Annotated in this window: 18 protein-coding genes and 2 tRNA genes; 12 read left to right on the top strand and 8 right to left on the bottom strand. The window is 47.8% G+C overall.

Annotated features, from left to right (window positions below):
- Positions 1 to 33 precede the first annotated feature (33 nt).
- The 3 genes from H4O21_RS01335 to H4O21_RS01325 form a co-directional block, all read right to left on the bottom strand.
- Positions 34 to 1,752, bottom strand: coding sequence for an HDOD domain-containing protein (locus tag H4O21_RS01335; protein WP_182807031.1), 1,719 nt, complete (start codon positions 1,750 to 1,752; stop codon positions 34 to 36).
- 438 nt (positions 1,753 to 2,190) lie between these two features.
- Complete coding sequence (locus H4O21_RS01330; protein ID WP_182807030.1) at positions 2,191 to 2,958, bottom strand: helix-turn-helix domain-containing protein; 768 nt, start codon at positions 2,956 to 2,958, stop codon at positions 2,191 to 2,193.
- Between the two features lie 145 nt (positions 2,959 to 3,103).
- A complete protein-coding gene (locus H4O21_RS01325) occupies positions 3,104 to 3,466 on the bottom strand; it encodes a hypothetical protein (protein ID WP_182807029.1) in 363 nt (120 codons plus the stop codon).
- A 265-nt stretch (positions 3,467 to 3,731) separates the two neighbouring features.
- Here H4O21_RS01325 and H4O21_RS01320 point away from each other — a divergent pair, with 265 nt between their 5' ends.
- The 3 genes from H4O21_RS01320 to H4O21_RS01310 all read left to right on the top strand — a co-directional run bounded on the left by H4O21_RS01320 (position 3,732) and on the right by H4O21_RS01310 (position 8,616).
- The gene (locus H4O21_RS01320) at positions 3,732 to 5,654 is read left to right on the top strand and encodes a PrkA family serine protein kinase (RefSeq protein ID WP_182807028.1); all 1,923 of its coding nucleotides are present in this window, start codon (positions 3,732 to 3,734) and stop codon (positions 5,652 to 5,654) included.
- A gap of 125 nt (positions 5,655 to 5,779) precedes the next feature.
- Positions 5,780 to 7,057, top strand: coding sequence for a YeaH/YhbH family protein (locus tag H4O21_RS01315; protein ID WP_182807027.1), 1,278 nt, complete (start codon positions 5,780 to 5,782; stop codon positions 7,055 to 7,057).
- Positions 7,054 to 8,616 (top strand): SpoVR family protein, encoded by a 1,563-nt coding sequence (locus H4O21_RS01310; RefSeq protein WP_182807026.1) that lies wholly within the window; start codon positions 7,054 to 7,056, stop codon positions 8,614 to 8,616. The genes H4O21_RS01315 and H4O21_RS01310 overlap by 4 nt, the downstream gene beginning before the upstream one ends.
- Positions 8,617 to 8,708: 92 nt before the next feature.
- Here H4O21_RS01310 and H4O21_RS01305 read toward each other — a convergent pair whose 3' ends face one another.
- The 3 genes from H4O21_RS01305 to H4O21_RS01295 form a co-directional block, all read right to left on the bottom strand.
- Complete coding sequence (locus tag H4O21_RS01305; protein WP_182807025.1) at positions 8,709 to 9,089, bottom strand: high-potential iron-sulfur protein; 381 nt, start codon at positions 9,087 to 9,089, stop codon at positions 8,709 to 8,711.
- 185 nt (positions 9,090 to 9,274) lie between these two features.
- Positions 9,275 to 9,586, bottom strand: coding sequence for a c-type cytochrome (locus tag H4O21_RS01300; protein WP_182807024.1), 312 nt, complete (start codon positions 9,584 to 9,586; stop codon positions 9,275 to 9,277).
- 202 nt (positions 9,587 to 9,788) lie between these two features.
- Entirely contained in the window at positions 9,789 to 10,754 is a 966-nt protein-coding gene (locus H4O21_RS01295; RefSeq protein ID WP_182807023.1) for a hypothetical protein, read from the bottom strand.
- 151 nt (positions 10,755 to 10,905) lie between these two features.
- Between H4O21_RS01295 and H4O21_RS01290 the strand changes: the two genes are divergently transcribed.
- From H4O21_RS01290 to H4O21_RS01280, 3 genes are read left to right on the top strand one after another with little or no spacing between them, the layout of a single operon-like run.
- Positions 10,906 to 11,070, top strand: a complete 165-nt coding sequence (locus H4O21_RS01290; protein WP_182807022.1) for an MBL fold metallo-hydrolase — start codon at positions 10,906 to 10,908, stop codon at positions 11,068 to 11,070.
- On the top strand, positions 11,054 to 11,245 hold the full coding sequence (locus tag H4O21_RS01285; protein WP_182807021.1) for an MBL fold metallo-hydrolase RNA specificity domain-containing protein: 192 nt from the start codon (positions 11,054 to 11,056) through the stop codon (positions 11,243 to 11,245). The genes H4O21_RS01290 and H4O21_RS01285 overlap by 17 nt, the downstream gene beginning before the upstream one ends.
- 60 nt (positions 11,246 to 11,305) lie before the next feature.
- Positions 11,306 to 12,115 (top strand): DNA/RNA non-specific endonuclease, encoded by an 810-nt coding sequence (locus H4O21_RS01280; RefSeq protein WP_182807020.1) that lies wholly within the window; start codon positions 11,306 to 11,308, stop codon positions 12,113 to 12,115.
- A 47-nt stretch (positions 12,116 to 12,162) separates the two neighbouring features.
- Here the strand turns inward: H4O21_RS01280 and H4O21_RS01275 are convergent.
- Both H4O21_RS01275 and H4O21_RS01270 read right to left on the bottom strand, forming a co-directional pair.
- Positions 12,163 to 12,249 (bottom strand) — tRNA-Leu (locus H4O21_RS01275).
- A gap of 63 nt (positions 12,250 to 12,312) precedes the next feature.
- Positions 12,313 to 12,399 (bottom strand) — tRNA-Leu (locus tag H4O21_RS01270).
- 180 nt (positions 12,400 to 12,579) lie between these two features.
- Between H4O21_RS01270 and rnr the strand changes: the two genes are divergently transcribed.
- From rnr to rplI, 6 genes are all read left to right on the top strand, one after another.
- Positions 12,580 to 15,111 (top strand): ribonuclease R, encoded by a 2,532-nt coding sequence (gene rnr / locus H4O21_RS01265; protein ID WP_182807019.1) that lies wholly within the window; start codon positions 12,580 to 12,582, stop codon positions 15,109 to 15,111.
- A gap of 264 nt (positions 15,112 to 15,375) precedes the next feature.
- On the top strand, positions 15,376 to 16,116 hold the full coding sequence (rlmB, locus tag H4O21_RS01260; RefSeq protein ID WP_368737507.1) for a 23S rRNA (guanosine(2251)-2'-O)-methyltransferase RlmB: 741 nt from the start codon (positions 15,376 to 15,378) through the stop codon (positions 16,114 to 16,116).
- 191 nt (positions 16,117 to 16,307) lie between these two features.
- Positions 16,308 to 16,727 (top strand): 30S ribosomal protein S6, encoded by a 420-nt coding sequence (gene rpsF / locus H4O21_RS01255; protein WP_182807018.1) that lies wholly within the window; start codon positions 16,308 to 16,310, stop codon positions 16,725 to 16,727.
- Positions 16,728 to 16,755: 28 nt separating this feature from the next.
- The gene (gene rpsR / locus H4O21_RS01250) at positions 16,756 to 16,983 is read left to right on the top strand and encodes a 30S ribosomal protein S18 (RefSeq protein WP_182807017.1); all 228 of its coding nucleotides are present in this window, start codon (positions 16,756 to 16,758) and stop codon (positions 16,981 to 16,983) included.
- A gap of 25 nt (positions 16,984 to 17,008) precedes the next feature.
- A complete protein-coding gene (locus H4O21_RS01245) occupies positions 17,009 to 17,869 on the top strand; it encodes a hypothetical protein (RefSeq protein ID WP_182807016.1) in 861 nt (286 codons plus the stop codon).
- A 26-nt stretch (positions 17,870 to 17,895) separates the two neighbouring features.
- Positions 17,896 to 18,345, top strand: a complete 450-nt coding sequence (gene rplI / locus H4O21_RS01240; RefSeq protein ID WP_182807015.1) for a 50S ribosomal protein L9 — start codon at positions 17,896 to 17,898, stop codon at positions 18,343 to 18,345.
- Positions 18,346 to 18,376: the final 31 nt, after the last annotated feature.

Genomic DNA, 18,376 nt, shown 5'->3' with positions numbered 1-18,376 from the left:
ATGAGACGCGGCCTGCAGCCTGTTCTGCCCATGTTATTTCTTCTGTTCTCTCTCTTTTTTACTGGCCAGAGTACCCAGACCATGATTAACGGCCTGAGACAGGCTTCTGAAGGTACCATAAGAGGATGGCGTTAGTTCTTTATCTCCATCCCGGCTATCGGCATAAAGAATTCCGGATGGCACCCCTCGAATACTGATCGTTGCCAGCATGAATTCATCGGGGTGTTCCAGGGCATCCCAGAAAGGCGCCGGAATCTCTTTGGCGTATTTTGCTGCTTTGTCGGGTTGAACCCAGAGTGCGGATGGTTTGCTTAACAGCTTGCCCAGTAAGTGATCGGCGTCTGCCAGCAGCTCCATAGTGGCAAACGGTGAATTATCGGTAAAGCCCTTAGCATACACCCCCTTGATAGCCCCTTTTTGGCTGCGGGATTTCATAAACAGAATACACCGGGTCAGCCCCAGATCAAAGTGCAGCACCTGACTGGCTCCGTCCATCAACTGGTGAATAGAAAAGACCTGTTGCTGTTTAACCGTTTGCAGATAAAACAGTTTGAACAGAGCCGTCTGTACCTCGCTCAGAGGCAGAGGTGGTCTTTTATCCTTTCTTACCTTCTGTTCTGCTGACGCAGCTCTGACAGGTTTAAGCTCAGCTTTCTTTCGAGTGTCCGATGACAGATCTTTGCGTACTCTCGCCTGTCTGGCTTCAACAGCTGACTTTGCCTGTTTTGCAGGGGCTGTTGGCCGGCCCGGAACATTTAATGCTGATCGTCTCGGTAATGGAGGATGTAATAATCGGGTGGCCGGAGCCAGTACACCAGGTAATGGATGGGCCCGGCTGAACTTGACAGCATCAATATGCAGTGCGGTAATCACTTCTTCTAATGGCTGATGCAGATAGGCTGAAACCATGCGAATCGTACGTCCGGTTTGTTGACTGTACCAGCTGACAGAGGCATTCATGGCCAGCCAGTGAGCCAGTATTGCACCATAGCCCGGGGTTTGCATAAACAGGCCCTGTGCTCTGGGTATCTCCGGCGCAACGGTCTCTGTCCAGGCGCAGTGGCTCAGCTTACCCAGCATACGGGGTGAAGGCGACAACAGCTGTTTCAGATTCTGGGCCGTAAATTCACTCAGTCTCCAGTAAGGCAGCATCGCCTGGGTCAGTTGCTGAGTGGTGCACCCCATAATATCTTTTTCAGCATGTGAACGACTTTCTCCCTGTTGAACACGTTGTTCTATCGCATGATAAGTTTTGGGAGAAGCAAGAGATAGGTACCAGTAAACAGAGCTTAGCCTGAGAGAGGTCCAGTAGCTGGCTTCACCGCTGCCCGGTATCTTCTTTTCGGCCCAGCCATGAGCGAGACTGGCTGCATGCAGGCTGGTACTCAGAGCTTGCAGGAAGGCATTATGCGCCACTTTTTCCGGGGAAAACTGAATATACTTAACATTTTTTAGTATGAGACGCAGCTTATCCATTCCCATTAACGACATACCATGGGATAAAGAAAGAACATCGTTATCCTTACTGGGGTTCATCTTATTGGCATGAGACAGTATCTGGAAAGATAACACTGGATCTTCGCCGATAATTTTTTCCAGATCGCTCAATGAACAGTCGGGCTTTTGCAATGCCTGGGTTATCAGTTTGCCTGTTCTTGCCTGAGCAGGTAAAGATACCTGAAGCAGTTGCTGACGCCATCCGGCAAGTCCTTTCGGCTGACTGTTTGCTTGAGCTTTTGATGTCGCGGCCATGAATACATCCAGTTAATCAGTTGCAGAATTCTGTCCCGGCGGAGCAAAGTATGTCCATTATGCTGACCGGACAAACTATAACTCTGATAAATTGTAACCTGGATTAAGGCAGGCTTTCAGTTAAGGTTATGAGTTTTTAAGTCACAAAAAAAGCCATGAGATTGTCATGGCTTTAAATGAACGGGAGTGTTGTGATCTGCTTAACAAATTCAGCACTCTTTTGACCGCTTTATAGCAGGCTGTAAAGCTGGCTGAATTGCTTTGGTCTCATCGTATCTGTGTGATCAATGTGTTGATTGAACCTTCATATCTGAGCAGAGCATTCGAAAGTGCAGGGGTTGCTGTATTGCGACAATCGATGCAGAACGGCACTTTATAAATTCGCGTCCGGCTCTTCTTGCAAAAAGCTCTGTTTTTCAGGAGAGAGCGAGTCGAGGCTTAGTGCTGTCGGCGAATTTGTCCGGGAGTTGTCTGATAGTATTTCTTAAACGCATTCGTCAGGGCGCTCTGGCTGGTGAAGCCTGTCTGAGCTGCGATATCGTTGACACTGACAGATGAGTTATACAGCAGATGATAAGCTTCTTTCAGGCGAGCCTGAATCAGATACTGATGAGGGGTCAGTCCGATGGTCTCCCTGAACAGCAGGTGAAAACGACTTTCGCTGATACAGGCGATTCTGGCCAGTTGGGCGACAGTAATTTTATCCGACATATTCTGTCTTATGTAATGATTGATCCTGTCTATGTTCAGTGTCAGTCGATCCGTTGGCTGAAGAGGTGGCAATTGACGAAAAATACGTTCGTGCAGGCGATGCATCAGGGCAAAGCTCAGAAAGTCAGAAGTTGATGGATCGTTACCAAATGCATCTATTTCTTTCAGCATAAAAGACAGGAACAGCTTCAGGTTGTTATCAATATTGAAATAACCCGGAGAGTCAAACAGGCGATTCAGCGCTGTCATTCTGCCTTCCAGTAACGGATGTTGTCTGGGCAAATCGATAATCAGGTGGGTATTGCTGCCAATACCTTCATAAAAGTGGGTATGCTCAGAGGGCACCAGGCAGCCTTTAACCGGACTGACCTGACCACAGCTGCCTTCTATCTCAAATTCGGCTCTGCCACTCAGCCCTATTACCAGCTGGTGATACTCGTGATCGTGACTCAGGCAGTTATTTGGCAGATGATTGACACGGATTGCGGTATTCATGATATCACCTTGCAGCCTGTTTCAGGCCGACGAGTCACAAAGTATTCTGAATGAAGGTTTTCAAGGCGGCCTATTGTACGGTTTAAGGCGTCAGCGTAAAGGACTTATTTGTGAATTATTCTCATTTGATTGAGGCTTGAGACGATCAGGCCTGAAACGAACTATCTGATTGTAGCTGTCTTAGAATCAGCTCCAGTTGCTTCAGACCTTCCCGGGTAAACATGCCACCGGGTTTTCCCAGCTGGACAGGGTGCCCTTTGTAGTATTCGGCTTCAATCGAAACACAGGCCTGTCGGAGTGTTTCCAGCTCCGGGTCATGACGAACCGGAAGATGAATAATACTACTCCACTGATCATAATCGGCCTGCCCGCTCAGAACCGCCTGCAGCAGAGCGATATAGTCCTGACGGTCATGGTGAAATTTAGGCGCATGGCGAAAGCTGGCCAGCCAGAGACTGATGATCACTATCACCAGACTCAGTATTACGGTGGTGATAAACAGGGCCATGGTAGAGGGCCTCCCGGTTTATTTTTATGACAGTTAATTTTTATGATGGTACGGACTGAATTGTTACCTGCTGATTTAAAAGACTTTCCATTATCCTGACTAAAAAGCTGAGTTTTTTATTCATCTAATTTTGTACTCAGAACGTAATGTTTTATTGACAGCTCTGTACTTCGTCTATGCTGTAAATGTGACCTGAGAGTTTTTGGTACCGCAGTACATAGTTACAACTCCCGCTGTCACGGCTGTATTGTAAGGAGGCCATATTATGAGCATCTTCAGTCATGTACAAAACCGTTTTGATCGGGTTCAGCAGGAAGAGTACAGCCTGCAGGAGTATCTGGACATCTGTAAAAATGATTCAATGGCCTATGCCTCCGCCGCAGAGCGTATGTTGAAGGCAATAGGTGAACCAGAAGTCATTGATACCGCAAAAGACCCGCGTTTAAGTCGAATTTTTTCTAACAAAGTAATACGTCGTTACCCGGCGTTTTCCGAATTCCATGGAATGGAAGAAGCTATTGAACAGATCGTATCCTATTTCCGCCACTCTGCTCAGGGACTTGAGGAAAGTAAACAGATTCTCTATCTGTTAGGCCCGGTTGGTGGTGGTAAATCGTCTCTGGCAGAACGCCTTAAAGCACTGATGGAGAGAGTACCTTTTTATGCGATTAAAGGTTCTCCTGTATTTGAGTCGCCTCTTGGATTGTTTGATCCGGAAGAGGATGCAGAAATTCTTGAGCAGGAATATGGTATTCCCAGACGATATATAAGTACCATTATGTCGCCCTGGGCGGTCAAGCGTCTGAAAGAATTCGGCGGTGATATTTCAAAATTCCGTGTCGTGAAACTATATCCATCGCGTCTGGATCAGATCGCAGTAGCGAAAACAGAGCCCGGCGACGATAACAATCAGGATATCAGTGCCCTGGTGGGTAAAGTGGATATCCGTATGCTGGAAGAGTTTGCACAGAATGATCCGGATGCTTACAGCTTCTCGGGTGGTCTGTGTCGGGCAAATCAGGGCCTGATGGAGTTTGTTGAGATGTTTAAAGCACCTATTAAGGTGCTGCACCCGCTGTTGACTGCGACTCAGGAAGGTAACTACAACAGTACAGAGGGTATGTCTGCTATCCCTTATCAGGGCGTTATTCTGGCACACTCCAATGAGTCAGAATGGACGACATTCAAAAACAATAAAAACAACGAGGCCTTCCTGGATCGTGTTTATATTGTCAAAGTGCCTTACTGTCTGCGGGTGTCGGAAGAGGTCCGAATCTATGAGAAATTGCTGGAGAACAGCTCTCTGGCTAATGCTCATTGTGCGCCTGATACTCTGAAAATGCTGGCTCAGTTCTCGGTGCTTTCTCGCCAGAAAGAGCCGGAAAATTCCAGTATCTACTCAAAAATGCGGGTCTATGATGGTGAAAACCTGAAAGATACCGACCCTAAAGCCAAATCGATCCAGGAATACAGGGATAGCGCTGGTGTCGATGAAGGTATGGAAGGCCTGTCGACCCGTTTTGCCTTTAAAATTCTGTCTAAAGTTTTCAACTTTGATGCGGTTGAAATTGCTGCTAATCCGGTGCATCTGCTTTATGTACTGGAAAAACAGATTGAACAGGAGCAGTACGCGGCTGATATCAGAGAGCGTTATCTGCGCTTTATTAAAGAATGGCTGGCACCAAGGTATGTGGACTTTATTGGTAAAGAGATTCAGACCGCCTATCTGGAATCCTATAGCGAATATGGTCAGAACATCTTTGATCGTTATGTCACTTATGCTGATTTCTGGATTCAGGATCAGGAGTTCAGGGACCCCGAAACAGGCGAGCTCTTTGATCGTCAGTCTCTGAATGAAGAGCTTGAAAAGATAGAAAAACCCGCAGGCATCAGTAACCCTAAAGATTTCCGTAATGAGGTGGTGAATTTTGTTCTCAGAGCCAGAGCCCAGAATAATGGGCAAAATCCATCCTGGCTGAGCTATGAAAAACTGAAAACCGTGATTGAACATAAAATGTTCGCTAATACAGAAGAGTTGCTGCCAGTTATTTCCTTTAATGCTAAGGCTTCTTCACAGGAGCAGAGTAAGCATGAAGACTTCGTTGCACGTATGAAGCAACGTGGTTATACAGAGAAACAGGTGCGCTTATTGTCGGAATGGTATCTGCGGGTGCGTAAATCCCAGTAAGAGGCGAAATGCAGACGATTCAGCCGTCATTGACCTGTAACGGCTGACTCTTCTTTCACAGCATCAACGTCTGCCTGTCAGGCTGGCGTTGATGATGTGTTTGCCGATGCAGAAGGAGAATCCGCATGAGTTTTATTATCGACCGACGCCTGAACGGCAAAAACAAAAGCGCGGTTAATCGCCAGCGCTTTCTGCGCCGCTATCGCGACCACATTAAAAAAGCGGTCACCGATGCGGTTAACCGGCGCAGCATCACAGACCTGGAGCATGGAGAAAAGATCAATATCCCGACTAAAGATGTCAGTGAACCCGTTTTCCAGCAGGGGCAAGGGGGGCACAGAGAGTTTGTCAGTCCGGGTAACAAAGAGTTTGAAAAAGGTGATCGTTTTAAGCGCCCTCAGGGTGGTGCTGGTGGTGGCTCTGGTGATGGCAAAGCCAGTAACCAGGGGGAAGGAGAAGATGAATTCTCTTTTTCTATTACAAAAGATGAGTTTCTGGAGTTCATGTTTGATGGACTGGAGCTACCGAATCTGGTTCGGAAAGAATTCCGGGACATGGAAGCGGTAAAGCTGGTCAGAGCGGGTATTGTCAAAGATGGCACACCTGCCAAAATGAATATTGTGCGCTCTATGCGTAATGCCCATGCCCGTCGCCTGGCTATGACAGGTAAAAGCCGTCGTCGCCTGAAAGAGCTGCAGGCTGAGCTGGAGCAGGAAGTCAGTAAGGATGAACTGCTCAGGAATCCGGTACGCATTGAGGCACTGGAGCAGGAGATTGCTCAGTTACAGCAAAAAATTGAACGGGTTCCTTTCCTGGATACTTATGACCTGAGATATAACAATTTCAGGCAGGAACCTCAGCCCAGTAATCAGGCGGTAATGTTCTGTCTGATGGATGTGTCCGGTTCTATGACTCAGGCCCATAAGGATATGGCAAAACGCTTTTTTATCCTGCTGTATCTGTTTCTGGAGCGGAACTATCAGAAAATTGAAGTGGTGTTTATTCGCCACCATACCAGCGCTAAAGAAGTGGATGAGGAGGAGTTCTTCTACTCGAGAGAAACGGGTGGCACGATTGTTTCCAGCGCGATTCGTATGGCTCAGGAAGTGATTGCTAAACGTTTCCCGACCAATGAGTGGAATATTTATATTGCCCAGGCATCCGATGGCGATAACTGGGATGATGATTCGACGAACTGCAGTCAGATTCTGATTAACGAGCTGATGCCTCTGGTGCAGTATTTCGCTTATGTCGAGATTACACCTCATGCCCACCAGGCGCTTTGGGAAGAATATACCGGCGTTATGGGGCGCTTTCCTGATCAGTTTGCGATGGAGCAGATTGTCAGTGAAGCGGATATTTATCCGGTATTCCGTGAACTGTTCAGGAGGAAAGAGGCATGACTGATAAAAAAAGAGAGCCGATCTCCACCGGATCAGAATGGACCTTTGAATTACTGGATGACTATGATCGTGAAATTAAGCGCATTGCCCGGGAATATAAGCTGGATACTTATCCTAATCAGATTGAGGTCATCACTTCAGAGCAGATGATGGATGCGTATTCATCAGTAGGGATGCCTCTTGGCTATAATCACTGGTCTTTTGGTAAACAATTTTTATCGGTGGAGCAGGGATATCGCAGAGGTCAGATGGGGCTGGCTTATGAGCTGGTCATTAATTCTGATCCCTGCATCGCCTACCTGATGGAAGAAAACACCATGATGATGCAGGCGTTAGTGATTGCTCATGCCTGTTATGGTCATAATTCTTTCTTTAAAGGCAACTATCTGTTTAAAACCTGGACTGATGCCGGGGCCATTATTGATTATCTGCTGTTTGCCAAAAAGTATATTACTCAGTGTGAAGAGCGTCATGGCGTTGAAGAAGTCGAAGCGTTACTGGATGCCTGCCATGCGCTGCAGAATTATGGTGTTGACCGTTATAAGCGGCCTGCCCCCATTTCTGCAGAAGAGGAGCAGAAGCGTCAACAGGAACGGGAGGAATATTTGCAGCAGCAGGTGAACCGTCTCTGGCGCACGATCCCTTTCAAGAAAGGCAGTGACGATAACGATGGCCTGGGACATGCCCGTTATCCCTCAGAACCGCAGGAGAATATCCTGTACTTTATCGAAAAAAATGCTCCCCTTCTGGAGCCCTGGCAGAGAGAGGTGGTGCGGATTGTACGCAAAGTGGCACAGTATTTTTATCCTCAGCGTCAGACCCAGGTGATGAATGAGGGCTGGGCGACGTTCTGGCACTATACCATCATGAACCATATGTATGACGAAGGTCTGGTCACTGATGGCTTTATTCTGGAGTTTTTACAGTCACATACCAGTGTCGTATTTCAGCCGTCTTATGACAGCCCCTATTACAATGGGATTAACCCCTATGCACTGGGTTTTGCCATGTTTACAGATATCAAGCGTATCTGCCAGGAACCAACTGAGGAGGATAAACACTGGTTCCCGGATATTGCGGGCAGTGACTGGTTGAAGACTCTGCATTTTGCTATGCAGAACTTTAAGGATGAGAGCTTTATTCTCCAGTTCCTGTCGCCAAAAGTGATGCGGGATCTTAAGCTTTTCTCTGTTGTTGATGACGATAGGGATTCGGAGCTGGAAATTGCAGCGATCCATAATGAAGATGGTTATCGCCATATCCGTGAACAGCTGGCTGCTCAGTATAATCTGGGTAATCGAGAGGCTAATATTCAGGTATTTGAAGCCAATATTCGAGGAGACCGGTCACTGACTCTGCATCATTATGCTTATAACCGCCGACCTCTGGATGACAATACGGAATCCGTGTTGCGATATATTCATCAGTTGTGGGGATTCCCTGTACAGCTACAGACTATTTCTGAGGGAGAGCTGAAAAAAACATGGCACTGGCCGGTTAAGGCGTCTGCTGAAAGTGAGAAACAGTCTTCACCTCCGGGTTATAGCAGTGTGATATAGCTAAGCCTGAATAATACAGAGTATAAAAGCCCGGTCTTCCGGGCTTTCTTCACTTATCTGATGCCGTAATGATGTTGCGGGTTCAGGGCAACTTATTCGTTGTTCTGACGGATTGAGTTCAGGGGAATATATCCTCCACTGTCTGAAGCGGGGGATATTGCAGACGGTGAATGTAAATGGGTTCCGGATTTCAGCTGCCACTGATCACACCAGCCAGAGGGACTGACGCTGTATTCGGGAAATAAGCTGCACCAGGCGTCCAGTGTGCGGAAACGGTCACAATTAAGACACTGCTGACCACCAATGTAGCGGGGATGGCGAACACGTCTCGCATCCTTCCGGTAACGGTATAATCTGGCCTGACGATGTTGTTCAGACAGAGCAGGAAACGCAGCCTGAACAGGCTGGCTGGCAAAGGGTACCAGAGGCAGGCTGGCAACCCATATCAGGCATTTTCGACGTGATAGCTTCACATGAACTCTCCTGTCAGTGATTTCTTTAAAAGGGCGTTGCCCGGTTCACTCTGTTCTGGTCAAAGGGATAACCCGTGTCATGTATGAAAGATAAGTAAGCTGCCATAACGTAAAAGGTCTGACACCTGGCCAGACCTTTCAGTTCCGGGAGTCATGAAACTCCGGATAAACTCTCAGACAATGAATTATTTCAGAGAGCTGTAGTATGCTGCCAGGTTCGCGATATCTGTATCGTTCAGAGGGGCTGCCATCCCGGTCATAATTGCAGACTGACCACCTTTACGCTGACCTGCTTTGTAAGCTTTCAGAGCGCTTTCCAGGTATGCTGCATTCTGGCCAGCCAGATTCGGGTAAATTGGTGCTGTTGCTTTACCGTCCATACCGTGACAAGCGGCACATACAGCGGCTTTGGCTTTACCAGCAGCGGCATCAGCTGCCAGAGCAGAGCCAGAGGCTGCCATTGCTACAACACCTGCAATTGCAAGGATTTTTTTCATCAGGTTTCACCTTATCGTTATGGTTCCAAGCTCAATCCAGCCAGTGCAATCAGTGCTGCTGGCTTTTCTTTTTTTAATAATGTCCGGATGATAGCCAGATCTTTTGCCTGTCTGCATTGGTGCAGATCATATTCTTCAGAAGAATACCCTGTTTGGCTCTGAAAAACAGCGACCTTTTGCCGCACCTGCTGTCAGTATCATTTTATTCGGATGCTTCGGTCTCCCGAATCAATTCATTGGCTTTCAGTAATACCGGGCCATCTTTCAGTTCTCCCTGAGTGGATGGCTCTGACTCCTGAGCGGCATTGGGCAGCAGACGATAGGACTGCATTGCCTGACGAGATATCCAGCTTTCAGCCAGAGGGGTGCCATCAATACCCAGTCGGAAACTCTGCAGTCCCTCAGGTTGTACGTAATAACGGAAAGTTCCGTTTGTATCCAGATGGTATTGTTCAATAAACCATACCGGTGTGACTGCAATACCTTCGTATGGAATCAGACGGTACGGATTGACGATATGCCCATTGCTATTTATTAACAACTGGTCGGTCATACTGTCCCGGTATTCTTTCTTCAGTTGCATGATCGCTGTCAGGTTCTGCTGGCGTTGTATATCTGTCAGATAGCGCAGACCAAGAGCAGAGGAAGGATGGTCGATAAACAATGTCTGAAAATTCTGCGCCAGAAAAGGGGCTGACTCGGGACGAGCATTAATATGAGTGACCTGGCTCAGATCGGGCGATACACCATAATGGAACTGACCAAAATACAATCGGTATTCTTCAGTATCGGGTTCAAAGTTGATCAGGACTTCTTTTAATTCTGTGCCGGGCAGTGTACGCAGAATGAAACTGTCTGACTGGGCATTTTCGGGAGATTCATTAAATAAAGGTCTGAAAACCAGTTCTTCAGGGCCGGTAACATACGCTCTGACCAACAGGGACTCGCCATCCCCCAGAGGATTAAATACCCGTTCTACTGTTGCTCGTGTCGGATTAAGCTGCTCATTAAGAAGAACTCTGAAATCTTTCAGGGGATCACTTTTATGATCACCGGTATCCCGTTTAAACATGTCCTGTGCCTGCGCAGACAATGGACAGATAATCAGTAAGATAAACAGATAGATCAGACGTAGCATGGCCATCACACAGCAGATGTATTTGCTCATTGACTCTACCCATTCTATCAGCGTTAGGCTAGCGATAATTAGCGTCTGGCCGGTATTTATTACAGTTAATATGATCTGGACACTGCTCTGAGCATTCCATGAGTCTGCTCTGGTATATTATGTATGGAATCTGATGCAGGAGGGACAGGCAATGATCAGTATTACCCGTTTCGGTGCCGCTCAGGAAGTCACCGGATCCTGCCACTTGTTGCAGGTTGGGCATTATCGGATATTGCTGGATTGTGGGTTAATTCAGGGAAGCTACAGGGATGAGCAGAGAAATACTGAGGACTTTCCTTTTGATCCGGCATTATGAGTTAATTGTCTGGTTACAGAAGTTTGATAAGGTTGCTGATGTCCGGCTGGTTCATGGTGAAAGCAGTGCTCAGCAGGCGCTGCAAAGTGAAATTGAGCAGCAATGTGGCTTCCGGCCAAAGATTATGAACTATGGTGAATCTGTTGATCTGATACATATGTTTGATCGGGAATAGACGCGCAGAAGGGTACAGGGAGGTACTGTGAAACAATATTCGATAAAAATCAGGGGACTGATGCTGATTAGCATACTCCTGGTTGCTGGCTGGGGTTATCTGGAGCTATTTCATAACCGGTACAGGATGACCGGTGGTTTACCGGAAGAAACTGGCGATAGCTGGAAGGACAGATATCGTGTGCTGAGGAATCAGGATTTTATCCTAGGATATTCTGATCTGCGCCTGAATCCGCTCTGGGTCAGTTATCGGATCAGGAAAATACCACCCAGGGTGAGTAAAAGGTCCTTTCCAAGACCTGGTCGCTTTCGTAAAGACTGGCGATTAATCTGGCCTGTCGAGCACAGTGACTTTACGGCTTCGGGCTATGACCGGGGGCATCTGGCACCTAATTATGCTATTTCCCGTTTATACGGTCGTGACGCTCAGCGTGATACTTTTCTGGTGAGTAATATCTCCCCTCAGAAACCCGATCTGAATCGTAAGCTCTGGCAGCGACTGGAAGAGTTGGCAATTACTGGTTTTACCCGCCGCTTTGATACTGTTGATGTGATCACTGGGCCTGTTTTTGATACGGATACTCAACGGCTGAAATCCTGGATCGAAATACCAGATCAATTCTACAAGATTTTTTTGGGTATTGATGAAAGTGGCCGGGTTAAGTCTGCACTGGCTTTTCTAATGCCGCAAAGTGCTACAGGGCGCGAGCCGCTAACAGAGTTTGTGGTGAGTATTGATGATATTGAACAGCAGACAAAGCTGAACTTTCTGACACAACTACCAGCAACTTCCGAGGAGCGTCTTGAAAAAAATACAGATTACTCATCATGGATGTCTGATGAAGAATCGAAAAAACAATCAAGATATTAACTTTAAAAGGGTAGTTCTGAAAAAAGAAAGGATCTTTTAGAAAGGATTGGTGCCCAGAAGAGGACTTGAACCTCCACGGCCATACGGCCACTAGCACCTGAAGCTAGCGTGTCTACCAATTCCACCACCTGGGCATAACACAGGTCCTAACCTTAACGGTTATCAGGATTATCCTGACTTAACACTGAGACATTTAATGGTGCCCAGAAGAGGACTTGAACCTCCACGGCCATACGGCCACTAGCACCTGAAGCTAGCGTGTCTACCAATTCCACCACCTGGGCGTCTCAGCGATGGGTGCGTATTATACGTAGGGGTTCGGGTAATGCAACTGTTTTTTTTAATAAAAATGCAAAAAGAGTAAAAAGTATCTCTATGCCTTATAATCACAGGCAATTTAAGCCCTTTACAGCGATGCTTACGTATAACGGCAAAACAGATTTCATTAAATTAAGGCGAAATATATGAAACCCTGGTCAGTAAAGCAGGACCCGCATGCTGATAGAGAGTCGGGTAAATATGATAATCCGGTGCCAAGCCGGGAATTTATCATGGACTGGCTCAGTAATTATGGCCGTCCTATGACGCATATACAGCTATGCGAGCGTATGGGGCTGGAAGATGATCAGGATATTGAAGCTTTACGCCGCCGCCTGAGAGCTATGGAACGTGACGGTCAGTTACTGAGTAACCGTAAAGGGGCGTATGGTCTTGTATCCCGTATGCAGCTGGTCAAAGGGCGCGTGGAGGCTCATGCTGATGGCTATGGTTTTCTGATACCGGATGATGGTTCTGATGACCTTTTCCTGGCTGCTCCTCAGATGAGAAAGGTGTTTCATGAGGATGTGGTGCTGGCTCGGGTGACTGGTACTGATCGCAAGGGACGTCGGGAGGGGAATATTGTTGAAACCCTGCAGCATAATACTCATAAAGTGGTCGGGCGTTACCTGGAAGATAATGGTATTGCCTTTGTCAGGCCGGATAATCCGAAAATTCACCACGATGTACTGATTCCTCCCGGAGAGCAACTGAATGCTGAAGCCGGACAGATGGTCAGTGTAGAGATTACCCAGCAACCTCAGCGCCGAATGCATGTTCAGGGCAAAGTAACAGAAGTACTGGGCGATGAAATGGCGCCGGGTATGGAGATCGATATTGCTATTCGCCAGCATGGAATTCCCCATGAGTTTCCGCAAGAGGTGCTGGATCAGATTGCAGGTATGTCTGCTCAGGTGGCCGAGGCAGATAAAGAGCGTCGGATTGATTTGCGTCATCTGCCCTTTGTGACGATTGATGGTGAAGATGCAAAGGATTTTGATGACGCGGTATTCTGTGAGAAGAAACGCTGGGGCAGCTGGAAGTTGTATGTCGCCATTGCCGATGTCTCTCATTATGTGGGGGTAAATACGCCGCTGGACCATGAGGCCCATCGTCGGGGGAACTCGGTTTACTTTCCGGGGCAGGTCGTCCCCATGTTGCCAGAGCTTCTGTCCAATGGTCTCTGTTCTCTGAACCCTCATGTTGATCGTCTGGTCATGGTATGTGAAATGAGCATCAGTGCAAAAGGACAGATCAGCCGTTATCGGTTCTGTGAAGCTGTGATTCGCTCCCATGCCCGGCTGACTTACACTCAGGTCGGGGCTTTGCTGGATAATCCCGAACATCCCGATGCAGTGATATTTAAACAGCCGGAATATCAGGGACTGGTAAAAGATATCCACACGCTGTACGACTTATATAAATTGTTGCGTATTGCCCGTGGTGTGCGTGGAGCGATTGATTTTGAAACCACTGAAACCCGAATTGTTTTTGATGATCAGCGTAAGATTGAGCGCATTGTGCCTGTTGTGCGCAACGATGCTCATAAGCTGATAGAAGAGTGCATGTTGTGCGCCAATGTGGCTTCTGCCCGTTTTCTGGAGAAGTACACATTGCCCGGATTGTTCCGGGTACACCAGGGGCCTAAGTCCCAAAGACTGGATAAACTGAAAACCTTTCTGGGTGAGCTGGGCCTGGAACTCGGTGGCGGGCTTAAGCCAGCACCGGAGGATTATCAGACTATCCTGCAGGCGATTGAGGGTCGAGCGGATGCTGAAACGATTCAGACGATGCTGTTGCAATCTCTGTCTCAGGCGGTTTACACCCCACAGAATGAAGGCCACTTTGGCCTGAATTATAAAGCCTACACACATTTCACATCCCCGATTCGTCGTTATCCCGATCTTTTGTTGCATCGGGCAATTCGGGCCTTGTTGCGTAGTGAACAGGAGTCTAATCATCTTCTCAGAGCAGAGGATGCCGTGACAGAGCCGCGCAGCCGCTGGTTGCCTTACTCAATGGAGCAGATGCTGGAGCTGGGTGAGCATTGCTCTATGACAGAGCGTCGAGCTGATGAGGCAACTTATGATGTGCTGGCCTGGCTGAAGTGTGAATATATCTCTGCTCATCTGGGAGAAAGTTTCTCCGGTAAGGTGACCGGGGTAACAGGGTTTGGGTTATTTGTGCGCCTGGACGAGGTCTATGTCGAAGGCCTGGTTCATGTGACGGGGCTGCCCTCTGATTATTACCAGTTTGATGCTGCTAAAGCCCGTCTGAGAGGAGAAAGAAGTGGACGTAGCTTTGGCCTGGGGGATGAGCTGAATGTGATTGTTGCCCGGGTTGATCTGGATGATCGCAAGGTGGATTTTGAGCTGGATCAGAGTGTTGCTGTAACTGCCGGGAAAAAACGTAAGCCCCGTAAACGTCAGATTTCACCAGAAGAACTGTCTCTGGCAAAAAGCATTGCTGAAGATATTGCCAGGGAGACAGATAAAAAGCCGAAGAAGAAAAAGTCAGATAGAAACAGCCGTAAAAAGAAGCTCAGACCGGCTGAAAAGGGACGTTCAGGCTTTAAGGGTAAGAGAGACAAGACCGGGATAAAAGATAAAGTCGGGGTAAAAAAGAAAAACGGTAAAAAACGACCTGCTGGTAAAAAAGATCGTAAGGCCAGTCAGTAATATTTATCGCAGATTCTCCGGTGGAATCTGTCTGGCCAGTTTGTGCGGGCTGGCCAGACAGATATAGATTAAAGATCAGGTCATCCCGGTATACTGCATATCAAAGGCCGGGGACTGCAATATTAACCCTGCCGGACTGGCAGAGTTATCAGGAATCATCAGAACGTGAAACATCAGAATGATCAGGGGCGTCAGCCACGAAAACATCAGGGCAATAAATCTCATAAGCGCAATGACCGTCGACAGGGGGATAAGCGTCCAGCGATAGAAGCTGCATTTGGTATTCATGCCGTCACCAGTATGCTGAAACGTCAGCCTGAGCAGATTATTGAGCTGAAACTGCTTGAAAACCGGGATGATGAAAAGATTCAGTATATTGTAAGCAGTGCAGAACAACTGGGGCTGAAGCTGAGCTATGCAGAGCGTGACCAGTTGGATGACCTGGCCGGAGAAGGGGTACATCAGGGGGTTGTTGCAATCTGTAAGCCTCTGAAGGCTTACACTGACAGCTGGCTGATGGCTATGCTGGAACAGACTGAGCAGCCTTTGCTGGTTATTCTGGACGGTGTGACGGATCCTCATAATCTCGGAGCCTGCCTGCGTACTGCCGACGCAGCCGGTGCCCATGCTGTGATTGTGCCAAAGGATAAGTCTGCCAGCCTGAATGCGACTGTACGAAAAGTCGCCTGTGGCGCAGCAGAAGTGATGCCTCTGGTGATGGTGACCAATCTGGCCAGAACTATGAAAGAGCTGCAGCAGGCCGGTATCTGGATTATAGGTACAGCGGGAGAAGCAGAGCAGAGTCTGTATCAGGCTGATCTGAAAGGGCCTGTTGCCCTGGTGATGGGGGCGGAAGGTAAGGGGATGCGTCGTCTGACCCGTGAGCAGTGCGATCAGCTGGTTAAACTGCCGATGGCTGGCGAAGTCAGCAGTCTGAATGTGTCTGTTGCAACCGGTGTTTGTCTGTATGAAGCGGTACGTCAGCGGCAGATTTGTGATAGCTGAACATTACATCGTCTTTTAAAGACTGATTTTGCTGTTTTAAAAGTCAGATGGCTGTTTGACTGAAATATTACTTGTATGCTCCGAGGGGTATCTGTATAATCCCGCGGTTCTTTAGAACAATGTTTCTTTCCACTCCTTGCTTTTCCGGGAATTTACCCTTTGGAGAAGCTGTAAAACCGTAAGGAGCTATAATGCGTCATTACGAAGTTGTGTTCATGGTTCACCCGGACCAGAGCGAACAGGTTCCAGCTATGATCGAGCGTTACACCAGCCTGGTACAGGAAAATGGTGGTGCGGTTCATCGTCTGGAAGATTGGGGTCGTCGTCACCTGGCTTACCCGATTAACAAAATCCACAAAGCACACTATGTTCTGATGAACATTGAATCTACTAGCGAAGTAGTAGATGAGCTGACTGGTATTTTCCGTTACAACGATGCGATCATCCGTAACCTGGTTGTTCGTACTAAAGACGCTGTAACCGAAGCATCTCCAGTTAAAGCTGAAGCCTCTCGCGAAGATCGTCGTGACGAGCGTAAAGCTGAGCGTGCTCCAGAAGCTGTTGAATCTAACGAAGACGAAGCTGACGAAGCTGCAGATTCTGAAGAGTAATCATTAAAGACTTTTGGGGAGTATATCCATGGCACGTTTTTTCCGTCGTCGCAAGTTCTGCCGTTTCACTGCTGAAGGTGTAGATCAGATCGATTATAAAGACATCGAAACTCTGAAAAGCTACATCACTGAAACTGGTAAGATCGTTCCTAGCCGTATTACTGGTACTAAAGCACGCTATCAGCGTCAGCTGGCTACCGCTATCAAGCGCGCCCGCTACCTGGCTCTGCTGCCATACACTGACAGCCACCAGTAATTCTGAAACGATATAAGGCAGGTGCATGCGGTTTATCGCAACATATGCACTGACATCGCGAACTAACGCGATTATCGCTACAGCGATGGGTGCAGCTATACCCATGTGTTTCTGGGTTGCTGCAGCTGTAGTTGGTTTGATTACCCTGAGAAAGGGGAGTCAGGAAGGCAGCACTGTGATGCTCTGGGGCTCACTGCCTGCTGTTTTCTGGTTAAGTCAGGGCGATCCAACCCCCGCACTGGTCATCATAGGCGTTATGCTGATGGCTATGGTGCTGAGGAGCACAGTCAGCTGGTCTCAGACTCTGGTGGCTGGTGCCGTGATGGGAGCTATAACCGGCAGTACAGTTGAATGGTTGCCGCCTGAGATTATGTCTCAGCTTGCAGAGCTGGGGCGTGAAATGATCAGTGGCAGTGAAGGGCTGGCTGAACAGGCCGGTATTCAGCTTGATCAGTTTCTGATCAATACCTTTACCGGTATGATTTCTGCTTTCCATACTCTGGTGATGGCGTTAAGCCTCATTCTGGCTAGGTGGTGGCAAGCAAGAGAGTTTAATCCCGGTGGCTTCCAGCTGGAATTCCATCAGCTCAGATTATCTGTATGGAGTGCACTGACTCTGGGAATCGTGATTGTTTTTGGCGCAGGTGTGACACCGGAGGCGCTGAAATGGATTCCCTCTCTGACTATACCGCTGGCGTTGGCCTGTATCGCTTTAGTCCATGGTGTTGTAACGATCAAACAATTGAGTAAGACCTGGTTAACTGTTTTCTATGTATTACTGTTTATCATGGGACACTCACTGTACGTATTTATGATTTTTGTGGCTTTTCTGGACAGTGCTCTGAATTTTCGTCAGAGGCTGACGACAGGTAAAACTGACCTGTAGCCATAAAATAAAGAGAGGTTTACGAGATGGAAGTTATCCTGCTCGAGAAAGTTGGCAAACTGGGTGGCTTAGGCGACAAAGTATCCGTTAAAGCCGGTTTTGGCCGTAACTTTCTGCTGCCTTATGGCAAAGCTGTAATGGCAACGGCAGCAAACATTGCTGAATTTGAAGCACGTCGTGCTGAACTGGAAGCTCAGGCTGCTGAAATTAAAGCAGCTGCTGAAGCTCGCGCTGAAGCACTGGAAGAGATCGAACTGTCTATCGTTGCTAAAGCAGGTGACGAAGGCAAACTGTTCGGTTCTATCGGTACTCGTGATCTGGCTGACGCAATCTGCGCAGCAGGCATCGATGTAGCTAAGAGCGAAGTTCGTCTGCCAGAAGGTCCTATCCGTACTGTTGGCGAATTTGACGTTGCTATCCAGCTGCATAGCGATGTGACTACTGCTGTTCGCATTATTGTTGAAGCAGAAGACTAAGATCAGATTATCTGATTCTTAAAAGGCACAT

The organism is Oceanospirillum sediminis (assembly GCF_014164585.1).
GTDB classification, from domain to species: domain Bacteria; phylum Pseudomonadota; class Gammaproteobacteria; order Pseudomonadales; family Halomonadaceae; genus Oceanospirillum; species Oceanospirillum sediminis.
The sequence above is the reverse complement of the archived record's forward strand: the minus strand, read 5'-3'. Positions and strand labels throughout refer to the sequence as shown.

Excerpts from the sequence above, each read along its gene's own strand:
- H4O21_RS01335 (WP_182807031.1), bottom strand. The coding sequence starts at position 1,752 with ATGGCCGCGACATCAAAAGCTCAAGCAAACAGTCAGCCGAAAGGACTT.
- H4O21_RS01330 (WP_182807030.1), bottom strand. The coding sequence starts at position 2,958 with ATGAATACCGCAATCCGTGTCAATCATCTGCCAAATAACTGCCTGAGT.
- H4O21_RS01325 (WP_182807029.1), bottom strand. The coding sequence starts at position 3,466 with ATGGCCCTGTTTATCACCACCGTAATACTGAGTCTGGTGATAGTGATC.
- H4O21_RS01320 (WP_182807028.1), top strand. The coding sequence starts at position 3,732 with ATGAGCATCTTCAGTCATGTACAAAACCGTTTTGATCGGGTTCAGCAG.
- H4O21_RS01315 (WP_182807027.1), top strand. The coding sequence starts at position 5,780 with ATGAGTTTTATTATCGACCGACGCCTGAACGGCAAAAACAAAAGCGCG.
- H4O21_RS01310 (WP_182807026.1), top strand. The coding sequence starts at position 7,054 with ATGACTGATAAAAAAAGAGAGCCGATCTCCACCGGATCAGAATGGACC.
- H4O21_RS01300 (WP_182807024.1), bottom strand. The coding sequence starts at position 9,586 with ATGAAAAAAATCCTTGCAATTGCAGGTGTTGTAGCAATGGCAGCCTCT.
- H4O21_RS01295 (WP_182807023.1), bottom strand. The coding sequence starts at position 10,754 with ATGAGCAAATACATCTGCTGTGTGATGGCCATGCTACGTCTGATCTAT.
- H4O21_RS01290 (WP_182807022.1), top strand. The coding sequence starts at position 10,906 with ATGATCAGTATTACCCGTTTCGGTGCCGCTCAGGAAGTCACCGGATCC.
- H4O21_RS01280 (WP_182807020.1), top strand. The coding sequence starts at position 11,306 with ATGCTGATTAGCATACTCCTGGTTGCTGGCTGGGGTTATCTGGAGCTA.
- rnr (WP_182807019.1), top strand. The coding sequence starts at position 12,580 with ATGAAACCCTGGTCAGTAAAGCAGGACCCGCATGCTGATAGAGAGTCG.
- rpsF (WP_182807018.1), top strand. The coding sequence starts at position 16,308 with ATGCGTCATTACGAAGTTGTGTTCATGGTTCACCCGGACCAGAGCGAA.
- rpsR (WP_182807017.1), top strand. The coding sequence starts at position 16,756 with ATGGCACGTTTTTTCCGTCGTCGCAAGTTCTGCCGTTTCACTGCTGAA.
- H4O21_RS01245 (WP_182807016.1), top strand. The coding sequence starts at position 17,009 with ATGCGGTTTATCGCAACATATGCACTGACATCGCGAACTAACGCGATT.
- rplI (WP_182807015.1), top strand. The coding sequence starts at position 17,896 with ATGGAAGTTATCCTGCTCGAGAAAGTTGGCAAACTGGGTGGCTTAGGC.